Origin of the sequence: Marinomonas rhizomae, assembly GCF_003315485.1 — a bacterium.
GTDB classification, from domain to species: domain Bacteria; phylum Pseudomonadota; class Gammaproteobacteria; order Pseudomonadales; family Marinomonadaceae; genus Marinomonas; species Marinomonas rhizomae.
Window position 1 is genome coordinate 93,587 of record NZ_QNSE01000004.1, and the last position, 18,582, is coordinate 112,168.

Sequence of the window (18,582 nt, forward strand, 5' to 3'; positions counted from 1 at the left end):
GGAGAGGCGCTATGAAAGGGGATCGTGACGTAGTTTCTGGCCTAAATAAAGTATTGGCGAATGAACTGGTTGGTATTAACCAATATTTTCTTCATGCTCGCATGTTTAAAGATTTTGGTTTTAGTGTACTTGATAAGGCAGATTATAAAACCTCCATTCAAAAAATGAAAAATGCTGATCGTTTGATTGAACGAGTTTTGTTTTTAGAGGGACTGCCTAATCTACAAGACCTTGGTCGTTTGCGCATTGGCGAAAATAGTGAAGAAATGATCTCGGCTAACTTAGAGTTTGAATTAGATACTTTGCCAGCACTGAAAGCGGCTATCGAATTGTGTGAGCAGAAAAAAGACTTTATGAGTCGCGATACGTTGGAAAAAATACTAGAAGAGCAAGAAGAGCAAATAGATTGGCTTGAAACTCAGCAACATCTGATTGCCAGTTCTGGTCTTGAAAATTACCTGCAATCTCAAATGTAATTCAATGCTGCAATTAAGCTACTTGAACTTGGGTTTCAGCAATTTTGATTAACTCACTGTTTAGTAGCTTTTTTGCGCACTGGCAGCACTTCCCACATTGGTTGCCAATGCTGTGCTCTTTGTATAGCTCACGCATGGTCGTCGCTCCATTTTGAATGGACGCTTTGATTTCTCTGTCTGATACTCGGTTACAAATGCAAACGTACATAAAATGAAAATCACTCTCACTAATATTCTATTTATTGGATTCTATTTTTAATGTTAATGATTATCAATAGATAAAAATTTATCTGTTTGCACTGTTTAATAGTTTTTTCAAAGGTTTATTAGCGGGTTGTGCTGATAAGGCTAAATAGTAGGTTTGGCCTTATCAGCATTTTGGTAGGCTATAGCTCTTTTTCAGCGATGTCGGTTAGCACTTTGAGGAAAGACTCAGGGTCATGTGCACCGTGAACCATGTATTTGTCATTGATGACATAAGTTGGTACAGACTGGATATCCAAACTACGTAGATGTTGTAGTTTCTTTTCGGTCAGTGTTTTTGCTTCTGTACTTAGTGCGTATTCAATGTCTGCTGTCTGCAGGCCAATACTAATTGCTATTTCCTCTAGAATACTTTTTGATCCTATGTTTTTCCCGTCTGTGAAATAGGCGTGGAATATCGCCAATACAAAAGGTGTCGCTAATCCTGATTTAGTGGCAGCAAGCACAAATTGGTGAGCAAGTTTGGTATTAGGGATTCGGTCTTTTTCAGAGAAGTTAAATTGAATACCCGCTTCAATGCCGACTTGTTGGATAGCGTGCGTGGCTTCGTTTAGTTTTTCTGGGCTGCCGAAGCGCTTGCCGAGGTAAGTTTCACGGTCTGCACCCTCTAACGGCATATCAGGGTGCAGTTCAAAGGGCTGCCAACGAATATCGATTCGGTAATCATCTCCCAATTGTTCAATGGCTTGTTTGAGGCGTGAATAGCCTAAATAGCACCAAGGGCAAACGACATCTGAAATAATGTCGATACGCAGATCGGCCATATGTTCTCCTAAAAAATAGTTAAGTTGCTGAGGATGTATAGTGTTTAATTGACGCTTAACGCAAGGCATTGGCTAATTTCTGTGTATGAACGTCCGCTTTCTTCATGCCAATGATTAAATGCGCCTTGGGCTGCTTTCCACGCGGACTGAGTGTCTCTTCCTGTGGTTATGATCTCATGTTGACGCAAATAGCCTTCAACATCTCTGGTGAGCATAAAGGTGTCTTTGCCCATTGCTCTTAACGTGTAAGGGCCTGTGTTGCCACCAAGACGAGCGCCATGTTTTTTCAAATAGGCCCACAAACCAATAATGTCGTCATTCGGCCAGTTAGCTACAAAGTTAGAGAATGACCCATGGCTAGCCTGGCATTCGTTGATCATCAGGGCGTTTTCTCGGATTGTCATTACCTTGCCAAAGTTACGAATGATGCGCACATCTTTAGCTTTTTCTTCCCACATTTCGTCATGAATTAGTAGCATTTTCTCGATATCAAAACCGAAAAAGACCGTTTCAAAACCGGGCCATTTGTTGCGAACCACTTGCCAATTAATGCCAGATTGAAAAACTTTCTGAGAGAAGGCCGCCAGCCATCTATCGTCGCTGTGTTGACTTAGTTGGGTTGTGTTCAGAGGCACAGAGAGCATAGCTTCTAGGTGCGTTTTCCCACCATGGCGAAGGGCTGCTCTATCATAAATGGATTGAAAGAGTTCGTATTTCATATTGGACTCCTATTTTGTGGTGCCCAGTTTATCATAAGCCTAGCTCTATATATTGGCTGAGCGGATAACTTGTTTGGTATTTTAGTGAAGGATGCTATGTGTTTGTCCTATAATGCTAATAAATGACCCTGTCGAGAGAAGTTGAATGACACACTTAAGCGTTAATCTGAATAAAATTGGCTTGCTTCGTAATTCTCGTGGAAGAGATTATCCAAATTTGATTGATATGGCAGAGCGCACGCTGGAGCTGGGCGCGTTTGGCATTACCATTCACCCAAGGCCTGACCAGCGTCATGCGACTTATCAAGATGCTCATGATTTGAAGGTGCTATTAAAGCGTTTTCCTGGCGCTGAATTAAATGTTGAAGGTTTTCCTGATGCTCAGTTTTTGGATGTTGTATTAGAAGTTGAGCCAGACCAGTGTACCTTAGTACCAGATGATCCAAATCAGCTGACATCTGATCACGGTTGGAATATTGCTCGTGACCAAGATGCATTGCGTCCAGTGATAGCGAAGCTCAAAGCAAAAGGCATTCGTGTTGTTCTGTTCATGGACCCTGAGCCAGAAAATATGGCATTAGCGAAAGAGGTGGGTGCTGACCGTGTTGAACTGTACACAGAAGCATATGCTAATGGGTTTGGCAAAGAGGGATTTGATGAGATTCTTGACACCTACCAGCAAGCTGCTCAAGCCGCATTGGATGCTGGATTAGAAGTGAATGCTGGACATGATTTAGACCTGAACAACGTTCAGGCTTTGTGTGGGCAAGGTAGAATTATGGAAGTATCAATTGGTCATGCATTGACGGTAGAGGCTTTAGAACTAGGTTGGAATAACGTGGTCAAAGCTTACTTAGAAAAATTGGCATAAAAAGTAAGCGGCTAGGGTAAGAGGCGGCACTATGCAATGCGCAAAAAGAACTCGCTGTGACAATTGTCTCTTTTTGGCCAATCAGTGTGTTTGTCAGTGGGTGCCTAAGCTTGCGACAAGATTAAAAATCTTGATTTTACAAGACCTTAAAGAAGCACGCCATGCGAAGAACACAGTGTCACTGTTATCTTTAGGGTTGCCGTCGGTAGAATGTATTTCGACAGGAAACCAAAGTGCCATGATAAGTGTCTTGAGGCAAAAAGATCCGGTTAAATGGCGTTTGGTATTTCCGACAGATCGTGCTGTGCCCATAGAAGTGATGAGTGCTGAAACTGCGTCTGAAATTGAAGGTGTAATTTTGCTAGATGCGACTTGGCGTAAGGCGAAAAAATTGTATTTCAGTGAGCCCTTGTTGCGTATATTTGACGCTGTGAGTTTTTCTCACCCGCCAGTAGGGCAATACAGTATTCGCAAGTCGCCTAACGTTGAGTCATTATCAACGTTAGAGGCCTGTGCTTATACGATAGAGCAAGTGACTGGTGAAAACATGCAACCATTGCGAGAATTTATGTTGGCAGCGCAAGAATGGCAATGGCGCAAGCAGCCTTTGAGTCATCGACATCCTGATTAATTGCTAACTTGTGATAAGAAAATAGAGAGAATTAAGACGATTATGAGCAAACAAACTGAAATTGAGGCCGCGGTATTGCGTCGCCTATTGAAGCACCTTGACGATAATAAATCTGTGCAAAATATTGATCTGATGAACCTAGCGGGTTTTTGTCGTAACTGCTTAAGTAAATGGTATATGGCAGAGGCCAAGCAGCTAGGTGTTCAAATGGACTATAACGAGGCGCGAGAGTTCGTCTATGGCGAACCTTATGACGCTTGGAAAGCGAAGCATCAACCAGAAGCTACCGCAGAGCAGATAGCCGCTTTTAATGCAAAGTCTCAGTCTGGTCAGTAACATTGGTGTGAAAAAACGATTAGATTCGTTTTTATCGTACTTAAGAAGCTCCAAACGTCTTGTTTGTGTGCTTCTTATTATGTGCTTTGTGCCACATTTTTGGCTGTATGCTGATGTGTCGGATAAATATAGAAAGTTAGCGAAACAGGCTGGCTCAGTTTATGGTTCAAACGCAGAAAAACGCATCCTTGCTTGGCGAAAATTGATCGACAACTCTCGATCGCTATCTATCGTTGATCAACTCACTCAGGTTAATAACTTCTTCAACCAAATGGATTTTGTTGATGACATGACCTTGTGGGGAAAGGAAGATTATTGGGCAACGCCCATTGAGTTTTTAGGCATGCAAGCTGGAGACTGCGAAGACTTTACTATTGCTAAGTATTTTACGCTTAGGGAACTTGGCGTACCAGATGAAAAACTACGACTAGTATATGTAAAGGCGTTAAAGCTAAACCAACACCATATGGTATTGGCCTACTATCATAAACCTACTTCCATCCCTGTCTTGCTTGATAATCTAGATAAAGAATTAAAGCCCGCGTCAAAGCGCAATGATCTTTTGCCTATTTATTCCTTTAATGCAGAAAATTTGTGGCTTTCAAAAGAAAAAGGGCGTGGTGTATTGGTAGGTGGCTCATCAAGATTGAGCTTGTGGACAGACTTAAATAATCGTTTTAATACGATGACAAATTAGGAGAACTTGGATGACACTGTTCCGCCAATTAATGATGACGATTATTGCCATATTTTCATTGATGCTTGCCGTGGTGATGGGCATAAATTTTAATACCACAAAAGGTTATTTGATTGGGCAATTGGAATCGACGACCCAAGATTCTGCAACCTCATTGAGTATGTCTGTGTCTGATTTTATGGCATTGGAAGATTATGCATCAGTGGAAAGTAGCATCAATGCTGTATTCGATAGTGGCTATTTTTCTGAAGTGCGTATTCATGTGTATGATACTGACAAGGATATAGCTCGCTCTAATGAGACTAAAATAGACGGAGTGCCGGCCTGGTTTATTGATTTGATCGATTTTAAGGTTCCTGTAGCCAAAGCCATTATTTCAAATGGTTGGAGTGAGCTTGGACAAGTCTACATAACCGGTAGTGCTGGCTATGGCTATAATCAACTCTGGCTAGCATCGCGAGATTTATTGGTATCTTTCTTTGTGATTGGCGCGATTACACTTATTGTTGGTAGCTTTGCTTTACGTTATTTATTCCGTCCTTTAGCTGAGCTTGAAAAACAAGCAGAAGCGATTCAGCAGCGTCGCTTTATTAAAACCATTGCCGTGCCTAAAACACGAGAACTGAAATCTGTGGTTTTGTCTATGAATCGCATGGCTGAAAAATTAGAAAAGGAGTTTGCTTCGGAGGTTGAAACGGCTCAATGGCTGCAAGCCAGAGCCTTTAAAGATCCTGTTAGTGGTTTAGGTAATCGACACTTTTTTGAAAGTCAGATGAAGTCGCATTTTGGTGAAAGAGAGCGTGGTATAGACGGTCTGGTTTTGGTGAGTTTAGCGGATCTGGGTAAGTTAAATAACGAGCGAGGTTATGAATCCGCTGATATGTTTATTCAGTCTGCCGCCGATATTTTGACTAAAAAGGTGTCAACGCTTTCTTCTTTTTCGACTCTAGCACGTTTGTCTGGCGCAGACTTTGTTTTACTTATTCCTAATTTTGATCATAGCCAGTTAACCAAAGTAGTTGATGAAATTATGGCTGAGTTGGTGGAGTTAAATACGGCCAGTATAAGTTACTCTGCCGCAGTGGCAAATATCGGTGGGGTAACCATAGATGGATCGGTAGAGCGTTCAAGCGCTATGTCCCAAGCTGACGCGGCTCTTCGTGAAGCTAAGCGAGAAGGTAGCAATATTAGTCGGGTGTTTGATCTGAATATGGGTCGAAACATGGCTATTAGTAGGACGGCTTGGAAAGACATCTTAGAATCAGCTATCTTGCATAAATCGTTTAAACTCAAGAAGCAAAAAGTGACCACTTTGGATGGGCATTCTACAGTGCTTCATGAAGAAGTTTTTATGGGCTTGGAGCAGGCAGGAAAAGAATACCATGCTGGCTATTTTATTGGCTTAGCTGAGCAATTTAACTTAGGCAGTCAAATCGACCAAGTTATCATAGGGAGAGTGATAGAGCATATTAAATTAAGACAATTGACTATCCCATTAACGGTTAACCTATCCGCTTCTTCATATGCTAAACCGGATTTTATTGCATGGCTAAATAAAACGTTAAGCCTTCTTAGTGCGGACGTGAAAAGTAAGCTGATGTTTGAGATTTCAGAGCAGAGTGTTTTGATTGAAGAAGAACAAGCAAATGCGCTCGCGCAAATGTTGAAAACACAGCGTGTCTTATTTGGGATTGATAATGTTGGTAAGCAATTTTCCGCTTTTCAATACCTACAAACCTTGATGCCTGACTATGTGAAAGTGGATTCTTCTTATACACGAATGGCAGCAGGTAAGGAGTCTGAGTCTTTCTTTATGCACACCTTATGTAAGATGTTTAATAGTTTAAATATTGAAGTGATCGCAACCGGTGTCGAGAGTGAAAAACAATTAATAGCCTTGAAACGCTTTGATGTGTCAGGTGGGCAAGGGTTCTTAATTGGTCGTGCGCAAGATATGTAGTGATTTCTGCTACTTATCTTGCGTTTAAGGTATTGGTATTTTTAGATTAGCGAATCTTCGTCGTCGCCTTCGGCCATACCTGTATCTGTCATTAAGCTTTCGTCATGGCTGCTATGTACACCACGTACCCATTTTCTACCAAGTAGCTTTTTCTGTGCCGCTAGAGGTAGTTCAGTAAATTGTATTAGGCGTTTTTCAGTAAGAAGATCGACTAGGTCTTCCAGAATTCGCATCATTTCACCATCAGAGCTGGCGAGTATATCTTGAGTGCTGGTGCTTGCAGCCGTAAACTTTTTTTCCAGTATGCTAGCAACTGTCGGGTCATTTGGGGCAACCAGTAGTTTGTACTCATCTGATTGAGATGTTGCCACATCAATAATTACACCCTTTTCATTGACTTTTGCGTATAGCATATTGATTTCCTTCTGTGTTTCAATTTGTACTAAGGTGGTAAGTTCACTTCACATCTTACTTAATAAACACTATTCTAGACTATAATTAGTAGCTTATCTGTTTATAAAAAAACAGGTTTCCGTTGTTTTAGGAGAATATAGAGTATGTCTGACTCTGGTCGTTCAGAACAGAACTCTTCGTCACCTTTAGAAAATGATTCGTATAAAGAGAATGAAACCACTAATGAATCAGACGAAGAGAAGGCGGATACAGGAGTTGAAGAAAGCTCTAAAGAGAATGCAGAGCAGTGGAATACACAAGGCGCTTCATTAGAATATCCGAACCCTCTGTTAGATTGCTTAGTATTGTTAAGCAAATATTTTCATAATCCTTATACCTCTGATGGTATTGCTGCAGGCTTACCAATTACAGACAATGCCATGACGCCAGAGCTTTTTCAGCGAGCGGCTAAGCGTATTGGTATTAGCACGCGCTTTGTTAAACGATCTCTGTTAAAAATTCCTGACATGGTGATGCCTGCAGTGTTGCTGTTAAAAGATCAGCAAGCCTGCATTCTGCTGGAGTTGGATAAAAAACAAGGTACCGCCAAAATACTTCGTCCGGAATCGGGCGAAGGCGAAATTATACTGTCTATCGAAACACTTTCAGAGTCTTGTACTGGCTATTGTTTCTTTGTTCGACCCTTGTATCAATTTGATAAACGCTCTGAGAAAAGTGAGGAAAAAGGCGCCAAAAAAGGGCATTGGTTTTGGGGGACTATTGCGGGTTCTTGGCGAATTTATCGAGACGTTTTTATTGCCTCTTTATTGATTAATATTTTCGCAGTTGCGAGCCCTCTCTTTGTTATGAATGTGTATGACCGAGTAGTGCCGAATAATGCATTCGATACGCTGTGGGTGTTGGCTATCGGTGCTGCTGTTGTATATTTATTCGATTTTCTATTGCGTACTTTAAGAGCTTATTTCATTGATATTGCTGGTAAAAAGTCTGATATTTTGATATCTGCGGCGATTTTTTCCAGAGTAAATAATATCACTATGGCATCGAGACCCAAGTCCGTCGGTGCTTTTGCTAAAAATCTTCAAGAATTTGAAAGCATTAGAGACTTCATTACGTCGGCGTCTATCACCACCTTGGTCGATATTCCTTTTATGTTTTTGATTATTGGCGTGATTTGGCTGATTGGTGGTCCCGTTGGTTATATCCCTATTGTGACAATAGCGTTAATTATTTTATATAGCATTATTATACAAATACCATTACGTCGCTCAATTGAAGAAAGTCAAAAAACGGCATCACAAAAAAATGCTGTGTTGATTGAAAGTTTGTATAACGCAGAAAGTGTTAAGCTCAATAATGCCGAAGGTGTAATACAAAAACAGTGGGAAAATGCTGTCGGTAATATTGCTGATTGGGGGGTGAAAACGCGTCAATTATCACAATCGTCATCCTCTTTTGCTATGGTTGCTCAGCAGTTAACAACAGTGATTATTGTTATTGTCGGCGTTTATCAAATATCGGAAGGCAATATGAGTATGGGGGCTTTGGTAGCGTCTGTTATGTTGACTGGAAGGGCGCTTGGACCTATGGGACAAGTGGCTAGCCTTGCGACACGTTATAACCAAGCTAAATCTGCTTTTTCTTCATTAAACGAAATTATGTCCTCTCCTGTTGAAAACCCTGATGATGTCAAATTTACTCATCGTCCAAAGTTCAAAGGTGAATTTCAGTTTGAGGCAGTTAACTTCACATACCCTGATCAAGAGCAAGCCGCCATCAGTGCTATTAATATTAATATTAAGCAAGGTGAAAAGGTGGCCATTATTGGTCGGATCGGCTCTGGTAAGTCGACGATTGGTAAGTTGATGACTGGGCTTTATACGCCTGAGAGTGGTGCAATAAGAATTGATGGTGTGGATTTACGCCAAGTTAACCCAACAGATCTGCGTCGAAATATTGGTGCTGTTTCGCAAGATGTGAATTTATTCTACGGTTCTATTAAAGATAATATTGTAATGGGTGTTCCCTATATGGAAGACGATGCAATCATTCGGGCAGCAGATTTATCTGGTGTATCTGAATTTGCTAATCGTAAGCCAAGCGGTCTAGATAGTATTGTTGGTGAACGCGGCGCCTTGTTATCAGGGGGGCAGCGCCAAAGTATTGCTATTGCAAGGGCGCTGCTTTTTGATCCGCCAATTTTGATTTTGGATGAACCAACGGCCTCGATGGATAATACGACCGAGGCGCGTATGAAGCGTCGCTTAGTCGATGGGGTAAAAGATAAAACGCTTATTCTAATTACACATAAGGCCTCTATGCTAGATATGGTTGATCGAATTATCGTGATGGATAATGGTCGCTTGATTGCTGATGGTCCAAAAGCGCAAGTGCATGAAGCGCTTCGTCAAGGCAAGTTGAAGGTCAGTTAATAATGAGTAATAAAAATTCGATTTCACAAGATGATTTAGAGTATCTAACAGACCGAAATGCGGCCTTGATGTTGAAAACCCCACGTGGCGGTAGAATTATCCTTTGGGTTATTTTCATTTTTGTAGCTGTAGCATTGGTATGGGCTAATTATACGGCTTTAGATGAGGTTACGGTGGGAGAAGGGAAAGTTATTCCCTCTAGCCAAGTCCAGCAAATTCAAAACCTTGAAGGTGGTATCCTAAAAGAAATTAATGCCAAAGTTGGTCAAGTGGTTGATAGTGGACAAGTGTTGATGACGATCGAAAATACGGAAGCATTATCATCATTACGTGAGCAGCAAGCTGAATCTGTCAATTTAAGAGTCCGTGCAACCCGCTTGCAGGCCGAAGCTTATGGAGTCCAACCAGAGTTCGACCCTGAAACGGTTAAGGAATACCCTGAAGTAGTGAATCGTGAGTTAGACTTGTATAAAAATCGTTTGGACTCCCTAAGAACCAATCAAGTTAGCTTTCAGCAGCAAATTGAACAAAAGAAGCAAGAAGTCGTTGAGTTACAGGCAAAACTAAAAAATCTAAAGCAGAGTTATGCTTTTTCGAAAGAAGAATTAACCTTAACCCGGCCAGCGTTTGAGCAAGGCGCCGTTTCTAGGGTTGAATTGTTGCAATTAGAGCGCCAAGTTAATCAGTTGCAAGGAGACCTAGAGGCTACCCAGTTAGCAATCCCTCGTGCTCGGTCAGCATTAAAAGAAGCGCAAAGTAAGTTTGACGAAGCGGAAGCGAAATTTCGAGCAGATGCTCAAGAAGACCTTACGGGGGTGAGAAGTAAGCTTGATCAACTTCGTGAAAGCAATGTTTCATTGGAAGATAAAGTATCGAGAACGCAGGTGCGCTCTCCTGTGAAAGGTATTGTAAAGCAGATTCAGATTAATACGGTTGGTGGTGTTATTAAGCCAGGCATGAATTTACTGGAAATCGTTCCGATTGAGGACTCGCTACTTATTGAAGCAAAAGTTCGCCCTGAAAATATCGGTTTTATTAAGCCGGATTTGAGCGCAGTGGTAAAACTTTCAGCTTATGATTTTGCCATCTTTGGCGGTTTACATGGTGTTGTTGAAAACATTAGTGCGGATACTATTCTTGATGAAGAAGGTAACAGCTTTTATTTGGTTAGAGTGAGAACAGATAAGAACTATTTAGGGACGAAAGAAGCGCCATTACCGATAATTCCTGGGATGCAGGCTACAGTAGACATCATTACAGGTAAGAAAACACTATTAGATTACCTACTAAAACCTATTTTAAAAGCAAAACAAAATGCGCTTCGTGAGCGATGATTACAAAAAACTTTCCGAGCGCGGTACTTAGTTACAAATGTTAACAACTCGTTATCCTTTGCTGGTTAGAATGGTTTATCGCACTTTATAGGATGAGGCTTATTTTGAAAATTTTGTGTTGGAATACAGACGACGCCGTATGGAAGCATTGGAATCAAATAGTCGGTGCAAGTACTTCATTAGTTCGAGTTCAAACATTGGAAGATGTCTATCATGCACTCGAGACTGACGCATCCAACTACCAGTATTGCTTTATTTATTTAGAAGATACGTCTTTACCTAAACAAGTTGAGGAAGTGGTTGCGCTTTACTCAGCCTTTCCAAATCAAAAGGTGATCGTATTCCCTAATCAGTTAAGTCAAGCTGGTGCTTTAAGGCTTTTTTCAGTCGGCATTAGTGGGCAATGTGCTCCTTATATAGGCAAAGAGCAGCTTTCTCTAGTGCTGTCGGTTGTTGGCTCAGGAGAAATCTGGGGTGGTAAAGCTTTTATTCAGCAGCTTATTATGCAGTCAACTGCGCCGGCAGAAAATCACCATGTTGAGCTTGATGACCTATCTGAGCGAGAGTTGGATGTTGCTCAGCATGTTGCAAAAGGCTTATCTAATAAGCAAATTGCGCTTGAAATGGATATTACAGAGCGTACCGTGAAGGCTCATTTAACATCTGTTTTTAAGAAAACTAATACCAAAGATCGTTTGGCTTTAGCACTACTTGCTCAAGCGTGATACGTCCTGCATCAATTTGACACTTTACGCAGGCTAGTTTGCACTCTTTCAGTCCATTCTTGTTGTTGTAGTGATATGTAATGTAATATTATTTTTAAAAAGGCTCTATTTTGAGCCTTTTTTGCGTTTAATCTCTGGAAATATAGTGTGTCTAAATGGCGCATATCTTGCATTTTATGTAGGTGTTACTCCATATTTCTTAAGAGAATGCACCATGTCTGCGCCCCCTGAAAAAGAATTAACCGTGATGCTTGTTGACAATGAGCCAGCACGAGCAGCCATTGTAGAGCAGGCCATGATTGATAGTGGCTATCGTGTGGTGAGACGATTGGAAAATGCCAAGAATCTAACCGAAGCCGTAACAGAATGTCAGCCAGACATGGTTATTATTGATATTGAATCCCCCGATCGAGATATGTTGGAAAATATGTCTCGACTTACCAAAGATAATCCTCGTCCGATTGTTATGTTTGCCGAAGAAGATGACTCTCGGCATGTAGAAGCTGCCATTCGAGCGGGCGTCAGTGCCTATGTGGTTGATGGTATTAATAGTGGTAGCGTTAAAGCATTACTGCAAGTGGCCATTGCACGGTTTCGAGAGTTTCAGGCATTAAGATCGGAATTAGAGTCTGTAAAAAGTCAACTCGAAGATCGTAAGCTCATTGATAAAGCAAAGGGTCTGATAATGAAACATCAACAATGTGATGAGCCTGCCGCTTATAAAGCACTGCGAAAACTAGCGATGGATCGTAGTCAGAGAATGACAGACGTAGCTCGTAATATTATTTCTGTGATGGAATTGATGGGAGGCTCAAAATGAACCAGATGCAGGCAAATAATATTATTCAAAATAGTGAGCCGGTGCGTATTGGCTTTATTCCATTGATCGATTGCGCTCCTTTTGTTATTGCCCAAGAAAAAGGCTTTTTCCTTCGAGAAGGTGTGGATGTGGTGTTATCTAAAGAAGCATCTTGGGCAAGTGTTCGAGACAAGGTGGCTTTCAATTTGCTTGATGGCGCACACATGCTGGCGTCTATGCCGATTGCGGCCAGCTTAGGAATCGGCACCATTAAGACGGCCATGCAGACTAGTTTTACCGTTAGTCATAACGGTAACGGGATTACTATTGGTAATGCTTTGTACGAAGAGTTGCAGCATTATGCTGATTCCTCGGTTGATATTCGAACTGGTGCAGCATTGAAAAAATTGCTCGATCGACGTAGCGATAATGCTGGTCCACTGCGTTTTGCAATGGTTTATCCTTACTCGTCCCATAACTATCAGTTAAGAGATTGGCTGAGCCGCGCTGGAATTGATTCTGACAAAGATGTTCGGATAGTCGTCGTTCCACCAGTGAAAATGCTGGATAATTTAAGGCAAGGCGATATTGATGGTTATTGCGTGGGTGAACCATGGAATAGCCTTGCTGTGGAGCAAGGTATTGGCCACATGCTAGTGACGGGGTATGAAATTTGGGGCAGCACACCAGAAAAAGTCTTTGGAGTGAATTCTGTTTGGGCTGAACAGAATCAAAGGGTGTATTTATCCATTATCCGTGCTTTGGAAAAAGCCTGTCTGTGGGTAGATGAACCAAGTAACCAAACTGAATTGCTGAGTATTTTAAGTCATCCTGATTACTTGAATTGCACCTTAGAGCAGTTGGTTTATGGTTTTAGTGCCATTAAACCAAAGGGGCAATTCGATTGGCCTATGGAAGCTTATCAGCGCTTTTCTGGTAGTGAGATTAATAAACCTTTGCCCAGTTATGCTTTGTGGATTATGGCGCAAATGCACCGTTGGCATCAATTGGGGGATATTCATTCGCTTAATGACGTGGCGGAGCAGGTTTACCGCCAAGACCTTTATTATAAAGCATTAGGTTTGTCTGAAGATAAGGGTGTTCCGGATTGGTATTTGTCTGTTGAGGATGAGTCGACTTGGTTAGACTCCGTTGCTACAGGAAAAATACGATTGCACCCAGATGGTATTTTAAATGGTTTTGATAAGTAGTTTTATGAAGTGTTTGAGTGTCTTTTTTTAGTGCGCTCTGCATGCTAATTGGGCGCAGGAATTAGTTTTATACGTATATTGAGATGCATTAGATGAAGATGCTTTATTAAAGTCTATGAAAATCAACCGTTTGTTTTTTTTGGCACGTTGTGTGCTTTATTAATCATATAGAAACATAGAGTTTTAAAAAAAATTTGGTGAAATTAGCAATGATAGTTAATGATCACCCACATTATTGATAGCCCAATGTAGGGCTTTCTTGAATGGCAAAGGCGCCTGCGAACACATTTTTTTGTGATTCGCATGCGCCTTTTTTTGTTTTTGTATTTTTTTATCCTTAAGCGGAGCGTGACTATGAACCTAAGATTTTTGAAATCGGTAATTCCTTTGCCGACATTCGTCAATGCCACTCAAAAAGTTAGTCTTTCTATATTGTTGAGCTCTGCATTTTTGTCTGGAGCGGCTCATGCAGAGCTAGGCTACGCTGAAAAGGAAGAGCTTAAATTTGGTTTTATCAAACTAACCGATATGGCGCCATTAGCCATTGCGTATGAGAGAGGCTATTTCGAAGACGAAGGTTTGTACGTCACCTTAGAGGCGCAAGCAAACTGGAAGGTTTTATTGGATCGAGTTATTGATGGTCAGTTAGATGGTGCTCATATGCTAGCAGGTCAGCCACTTGGTGCCACCATTGGGTATGGTACAAAAGCCCACATTGTGACGGCTTTTAGTATGGATTTGAATGGTAACGGCATTACGGTCTCAAACGATGTTTGGGATGAAATGAAGAAAAACATTCCAAATGACTCAGACGGCAAGCCTGTTCACCCAATCAGTGCCAGTGCATTGAAACCTGTGATCGATGGTTATAAAGCGCAAGGTAAACCTTTCAAAATGGGTATGGTATTTCCTGTTTCGACTCATAACTACGAGCTGCGCTATTGGCTTGCTGCTGGTGGCATTCATCCGGGTTATTACGCGCCAGCGCGAGGCGATACCAGCGGTCAAATTAACGCCGACGCTTTGTTATCTGTCACTCCGCCTCCTCAAATGCCAGCGACAATGGAAGCTGGAACGATTTCAGGGTATTGCGTTGGTGAACCTTGGAACCAGCAAGCCGTGTTTAAAGGTATTGGTGTGCCAGTCATTACGGATTATGAAATCTGGAAAAACAACCCAGAGAAAGTATTCGGTGTGAGTCGCGACTGGGCAGAAAAATATCCAAACACTCATATTCGTGTTGTAAAAGCCATGATTCGTGCGGCGAAATGGTTAGATGAGAACAACAATGCTAATCGTCCTGAAGCCGTAGAAATACTTTCTCGAAGCCAATATGTTGGTGCTGATTACGATGTAATTGCCAACAGTATGACTGGGACATTTGAATATGAAAAAGGCGACAAGCGCGAGATTCCTGATTTCAACGTTTTCTTCCGTCATCATGCGACTTACCCCTATTACAGCGATGCGATTTGGTACCTGACGCAAATGCGTCGTTGGGGGCAAATTGCAGAACCGAAATCCGATGAATGGTTTATGAAAATAGCGAAGGATGTCTATCGCCCTGACATTTATGCACAAGCCGCAAAAGCCTTGATCGAAGAGGGGGTGATGACCGCGAATGAGTTTCCTGATTTCGATAAAGAAGAGGGTTTTAAACCACCACAAAGTGACTTTATTGATGGCGTGACTTATGACGGAAAACACCCAAATGATTACTTGAAAAGCTTCAAGATCGGTTTGAAAGGCGATGACCAAATTTAAACCAAATAGGATAAAGCGGCCATAGTCGTGGTCGCTTTACGGGTTAAATAAAGTGAGAAATAGATGATGATACCAAGTGTAACTATGGCCTCTTTAAAAGACAAAATTAGCGCTTTCTCTTTTAAGGGAATCTTGCTACCTGTTTTTGGCATTCTAGTGTTCATCTTGTTATGGCAAGTTGGAGCGAGTCGAGTTCACACCTCTTTGGGTGAGTTTCCTGGTCCAGTGGTGGTTTATCAACAATGGAACAGCCTCGTTGCAGAGCATCAGAGAGAGCGTGTAAAAGAAGACAAGTTTTATGTTCGTCAAGAGGTGCGTATCGCTGAGCGACAAACCAAAGATCCAAGTTATGTTGGTAAGTTAAGAGACTACACAGGCAAACCTACTTTTTTTGATCAAATATTTACCAGTCTTTATACCGTATTGGCTGGCTTTGGTTTGGCGAGCCTCATCGCCATTCCTTTGGGGATTTTAATTGGTCTAAATCGCTCTGTTTACAGTGCGTTAAACCCCGTTATTCAAGTCTTTAAACCTGTGTCTCCGCTGGCTTGGCTGCCTCTGGTTACCATGGTGGTGAGTGCGAGTTACGTGTCGGATGATCCGATGTTTTCTAAATCTTTTCTGACGTCTATGTTTACGGTCACCTTGTGCTGTATGTGGCCAACCTTGATTAACACCGCGGTGGGGGTGGCAGCTGTCGAGAAGGATTTGCTTAACGTATCAAAAGTACTGCGCCTTGGTTGGATGACACATGTGATAAAAATCGTCATTCCGTCGGCAATTCCGCTGATGTTTACTGGCCTGCGCTTGTCGCTCGGTATTGCTTGGATGGTATTGATCGCGGCGGAAATGTTGGCGCAAAACCCAGGATTAGGGAAATTTGTTTGGGATGAATTTCAGAACGGTAGTTCGAATTCATTAGGTCGAATTATGGTGGCGGTGTTGATGATTGGTTTCATTGGCTACTTGCTAGACAGAGTCATGCTGACAATTCAGCGTTTTGTTTCTTGGGATAAAACTCAGGTACTGCGCTAAGTAGACTTTCATTACAAACAGATTGGATTGGAGAGAAACATGGCAACACATTTAGACATCAGTCACATTTCAATTGAGTTTCCAACGCCAAAAGGGCCGTTTAAAGCGCTGGATAATGTCAGTCTAAAAATAGAGAGAGGCGAATTTGTCTCTCTGATCGGACATTCAGGTTGTGGTAAATCGACGGTTCTTAACATAGTGGCTGGTTTGTATGATGCGACAGAGGGCGGAATTTTATTGGATGGTCGAGAAGTAAAAGGCCCGGGGCCTGAGCGTGCAGTGGTGTTTCAAAATCATTCTTTGTTGCCTTGGTTAACGTCTTACCAAAATGTTGAATTGGCGGTAAAGCAGGTTTTTCGTAAAACCAAATCTAAGAAAGAGATGCATGATTGGATTATGCATAATCTAGAGTTGGTACATATGACGCATGCAGCGGACAAACGTCCGGATGAAATTTCAGGCGGCATGAAGCAGCGTGTTGGTATTGCTAGAGCATTGGCGATGGAGCCGAGTGTCTTGTTGATGGATGAGCCTTTTGGCGCCTTGGATGCTTTGACTCGTGCGCACTTGCAAGACTCTTTGATGGAAATTCAAAAAGACCTTAACAATACAGTGATTATGATCACCCATGATGTGGATGAAGCTGTGTTGCTTTCAGACCGTATTGTGATGATGACCAATGGGCCAGAGGCAACAGTAGGGGAGATCCTGCATGTTGATCTTGAACGTCCTCGTGATCGTCTGGCTTTGGCGAATGACCCAAGATACGTAGATTACCGCACTCAAGTATTAACTTTCTTGTATGAAAAGCAACGCAAAGTAGAGCCTATTCAAGCCGCCGCTAAGAGCAAGAAAACGGCCCCTAGTGTCAAGGTTGCCAATGCCTAGTTTGGTGAATCAGGCGAATAAACGCCGTCTTGTTATTGTTGGCGCTGGGATGGCTGGCAGCAAGTTGGCAAATGATTTATGGCAGACATATGGTCATTTTTTCCAGATCGTTTTGATTGGAGAAGAGCCTAACGTTGGCTACAACCGAATTATGCTGTCTTCTTTATTGGCGAATGATATTTCTCCTGCTGATATGCCATTAGTCGATACGCAAAAAATGCAAGATGATGGCGTTCAGATTCATTCAAATGATCCTGTAACGAGTCTGGATCTAGAGACAAAAAGGATTCGTTTATCCAGTGGACAGACAATTACGTATGACCAATTGGTGTTAGCGACGGGCTCTCGTGCAAGTGTATTACCTATCAAGGGAGCATCTGCTCCTAACGCAATGGGGTTTCGTACATGGAATGATGTAGAAGCCATGACTCAGCTGAAAGGCTGCCAGTCTATTTGTGTAGTAGGTGGTGGCTTGTTAGGCCTTGAAGCTGCGGTGGGGCTGGCAAAACGCGGCCATAAAGTTGTGGTTTTTCATCGCTCGAATTGGTTGTTGAATCGACAACTAGACGAAGAATCAGCCGGACTTTTGCTTAATCGGCTTGAACAAATGGGTATTGAATTTCGTCTTGGTGAGTCGCCAGCTTCTTTTTTACAAACAGATGACGGTAAAGTGTCCCATGTGGTTTGTCAAAATGGCGAGCCGCTGGCAGTCAACTTGGTTGTAATGGCGGCAGGGATTTCGCCTGAAATTGCGTTAGCTAAATCGGCTGGGTTGGAAACAAATCGGGCAATTTTAGTCGATGAGCAGATGCAAACTTCTCATGCTGATGTTTATGCCCTGGGTGAGTGTTGTGAATTTGACCAACAGACCTTCGGTTTGGTCGCCCCTATTTGGGCACAAATTAATGTCTTAATGAAGACACTAGCAGGAGAAGAGGCGGCGTTTGTTATAGAGCCCACACCAACCAAGTTAAAAGTGTCAGGTGTGAACCTTTTTTCAGTTGGTAAAATTCATACCTCAGAAGACGACAGCAGCATCTTTTTTAAAGATGTTGGCGCAAATCATTACCGAAAACTGGTGGTCAACGATGGCTTGCTGGTTGGAGCAATTCTCTATGGCAACGTCGCCGATGGAAGCTGGTATTTTCAGCTAATTCAAAATAAAACCAATGTCTCTGACATACTTGATTTACTGATATTTGGTGAAGCGTATTGCTGTCCTCAAGTAGCCTGAATTAAGTTGTTTTAGACCTTGCTAGCCA

19 protein-coding genes are annotated in these 18,582 nt (G+C 42.0%); 15 read left to right on the forward strand and 4 right to left on the reverse strand.

Annotation, left to right across the window (positions count from 1 at the left end):
• Positions 1 to 11: 11 nt before the first annotated feature.
• Entirely contained in the window at positions 12 to 476 is a 465-nt protein-coding gene (gene bfr, locus DFP80_RS05620; protein ID WP_113915836.1) for a bacterioferritin, read from the forward strand.
• A gap of 13 nt (positions 477 to 489) precedes the next feature.
• Here the strand turns inward: bfr and DFP80_RS05625 are convergent, their stop codons facing one another.
• The 3 genes from DFP80_RS05625 to DFP80_RS05635 form a co-directional block, all read right to left on the reverse strand.
• The gene (locus DFP80_RS05625; protein ID WP_113915837.1) at positions 490 to 684 is read right to left on the reverse strand and encodes a (2Fe-2S)-binding protein; all 195 of its coding nucleotides are present in this window, start codon (positions 682 to 684) and stop codon (positions 490 to 492) included.
• Between the two features lie 178 nt (positions 685 to 862).
• The gene (locus tag DFP80_RS05630; protein ID WP_113915838.1) at positions 863 to 1,504 is read right to left on the reverse strand and encodes a DsbA family oxidoreductase; all 642 of its coding nucleotides are present in this window, start codon (positions 1,502 to 1,504) and stop codon (positions 863 to 865) included.
• 44 nt (positions 1,505 to 1,548) lie between these two features.
• A complete protein-coding gene (locus tag DFP80_RS05635) occupies positions 1,549 to 2,223 on the reverse strand; it encodes a DNA-3-methyladenine glycosylase I (protein ID WP_113915839.1) in 675 nt (224 codons plus the stop codon).
• A 145-nt stretch (positions 2,224 to 2,368) separates the two neighbouring features.
• On the opposite strand from DFP80_RS05635, the gene DFP80_RS05640 reads away from it, so the two are divergent.
• From DFP80_RS05640 to DFP80_RS05660, 5 genes are read left to right on the forward strand one after another with little or no spacing between them, the layout of a single operon-like run.
• The gene (locus tag DFP80_RS05640; RefSeq protein ID WP_113915840.1) at positions 2,369 to 3,094 is read left to right on the forward strand and encodes a pyridoxine 5'-phosphate synthase; all 726 of its coding nucleotides are present in this window, start codon (positions 2,369 to 2,371) and stop codon (positions 3,092 to 3,094) included.
• A 31-nt stretch (positions 3,095 to 3,125) separates the two neighbouring features.
• A complete protein-coding gene (locus DFP80_RS05645; RefSeq protein ID WP_113915841.1) occupies positions 3,126 to 3,725 on the forward strand; it encodes a tRNA-uridine aminocarboxypropyltransferase in 600 nt (199 codons plus the stop codon).
• Positions 3,726 to 3,767: 42 nt separating this feature from the next.
• Entirely contained in the window at positions 3,768 to 4,061 is a 294-nt protein-coding gene (locus tag DFP80_RS05650) for a DUF1244 domain-containing protein (RefSeq protein WP_113915842.1), read from the forward strand.
• A complete protein-coding gene (locus DFP80_RS05655; RefSeq protein WP_206610563.1) occupies positions 4,036 to 4,758 on the forward strand; it encodes a transglutaminase-like cysteine peptidase in 723 nt (240 codons plus the stop codon). The genes DFP80_RS05650 and DFP80_RS05655 overlap by 26 nt, the downstream gene beginning before the upstream one ends.
• Positions 4,759 to 4,768: 10 nt before the next feature.
• Positions 4,769 to 6,718, forward strand: a complete 1,950-nt coding sequence (locus DFP80_RS05660) for a bifunctional diguanylate cyclase/phosphodiesterase (RefSeq protein ID WP_113915844.1) — start codon at positions 4,769 to 4,771, stop codon at positions 6,716 to 6,718.
• Positions 6,719 to 6,759: 41 nt separating this feature from the next.
• Here DFP80_RS05660 and DFP80_RS05665 read toward each other — a convergent pair whose 3' ends face one another.
• Positions 6,760 to 7,131 carry a hypothetical protein gene (locus DFP80_RS05665; RefSeq protein WP_113915845.1) on the reverse strand — a complete coding sequence of 124 codons (372 nt, stop codon included), beginning with the start codon at positions 7,129 to 7,131 and terminating at the stop codon, positions 6,760 to 6,762.
• Positions 7,132 to 7,275: 144 nt separating this feature from the next.
• Between DFP80_RS05665 and DFP80_RS05670 the strand changes: the two genes are divergently transcribed.
• The 9 genes from DFP80_RS05670 (at position 7,276) to DFP80_RS05710 (ending at position 18,554) form a co-directional block, all read left to right on the forward strand.
• Positions 7,276 to 9,564 (forward strand): type I secretion system permease/ATPase, encoded by a 2,289-nt coding sequence (locus DFP80_RS05670; RefSeq protein ID WP_113915846.1) that lies wholly within the window; start codon positions 7,276 to 7,278, stop codon positions 9,562 to 9,564.
• 2 nt (positions 9,565 to 9,566) lie between these two features.
• Positions 9,567 to 10,898, forward strand: coding sequence for an HlyD family type I secretion periplasmic adaptor subunit (locus DFP80_RS05675; RefSeq protein ID WP_113915847.1), 1,332 nt, complete (start codon positions 9,567 to 9,569; stop codon positions 10,896 to 10,898).
• 104 nt (positions 10,899 to 11,002) lie between these two features.
• The gene (locus DFP80_RS05680; protein ID WP_113915848.1) at positions 11,003 to 11,623 is read left to right on the forward strand and encodes a response regulator transcription factor; all 621 of its coding nucleotides are present in this window, start codon (positions 11,003 to 11,005) and stop codon (positions 11,621 to 11,623) included.
• Between the two features lie 214 nt (positions 11,624 to 11,837).
• Entirely contained in the window at positions 11,838 to 12,443 is a 606-nt protein-coding gene (locus DFP80_RS05685) for an ANTAR domain-containing response regulator (RefSeq protein ID WP_113915849.1), read from the forward strand.
• Positions 12,440 to 13,633, forward strand: coding sequence for a CmpA/NrtA family ABC transporter substrate-binding protein (locus tag DFP80_RS05690; RefSeq protein WP_113915850.1), 1,194 nt, complete (start codon positions 12,440 to 12,442; stop codon positions 13,631 to 13,633). The genes DFP80_RS05685 and DFP80_RS05690 overlap by 4 nt, the downstream gene beginning before the upstream one ends.
• A gap of 354 nt (positions 13,634 to 13,987) precedes the next feature.
• Positions 13,988 to 15,397 (forward strand): CmpA/NrtA family ABC transporter substrate-binding protein, encoded by a 1,410-nt coding sequence (locus tag DFP80_RS05695; RefSeq protein WP_113915851.1) that lies wholly within the window; start codon positions 13,988 to 13,990, stop codon positions 15,395 to 15,397.
• A gap of 63 nt (positions 15,398 to 15,460) precedes the next feature.
• Entirely contained in the window at positions 15,461 to 16,432 is a 972-nt protein-coding gene (locus DFP80_RS05700; protein WP_113915852.1) for an ABC transporter permease, read from the forward strand.
• Between the two features lie 39 nt (positions 16,433 to 16,471).
• On the forward strand, positions 16,472 to 17,320 hold the full coding sequence (locus DFP80_RS05705; RefSeq protein ID WP_113915853.1) for an ABC transporter ATP-binding protein: 849 nt from the start codon (positions 16,472 to 16,474) through the stop codon (positions 17,318 to 17,320).
• On the forward strand, positions 17,313 to 18,554 hold the full coding sequence (locus DFP80_RS05710) for an NAD(P)/FAD-dependent oxidoreductase (protein ID WP_113915854.1): 1,242 nt from the start codon (positions 17,313 to 17,315) through the stop codon (positions 18,552 to 18,554). Before DFP80_RS05705 ends, DFP80_RS05710 begins: the two co-directional genes overlap by 8 nt.
• The last annotated feature ends 28 nt before the right edge of the window (positions 18,555 to 18,582 follow it).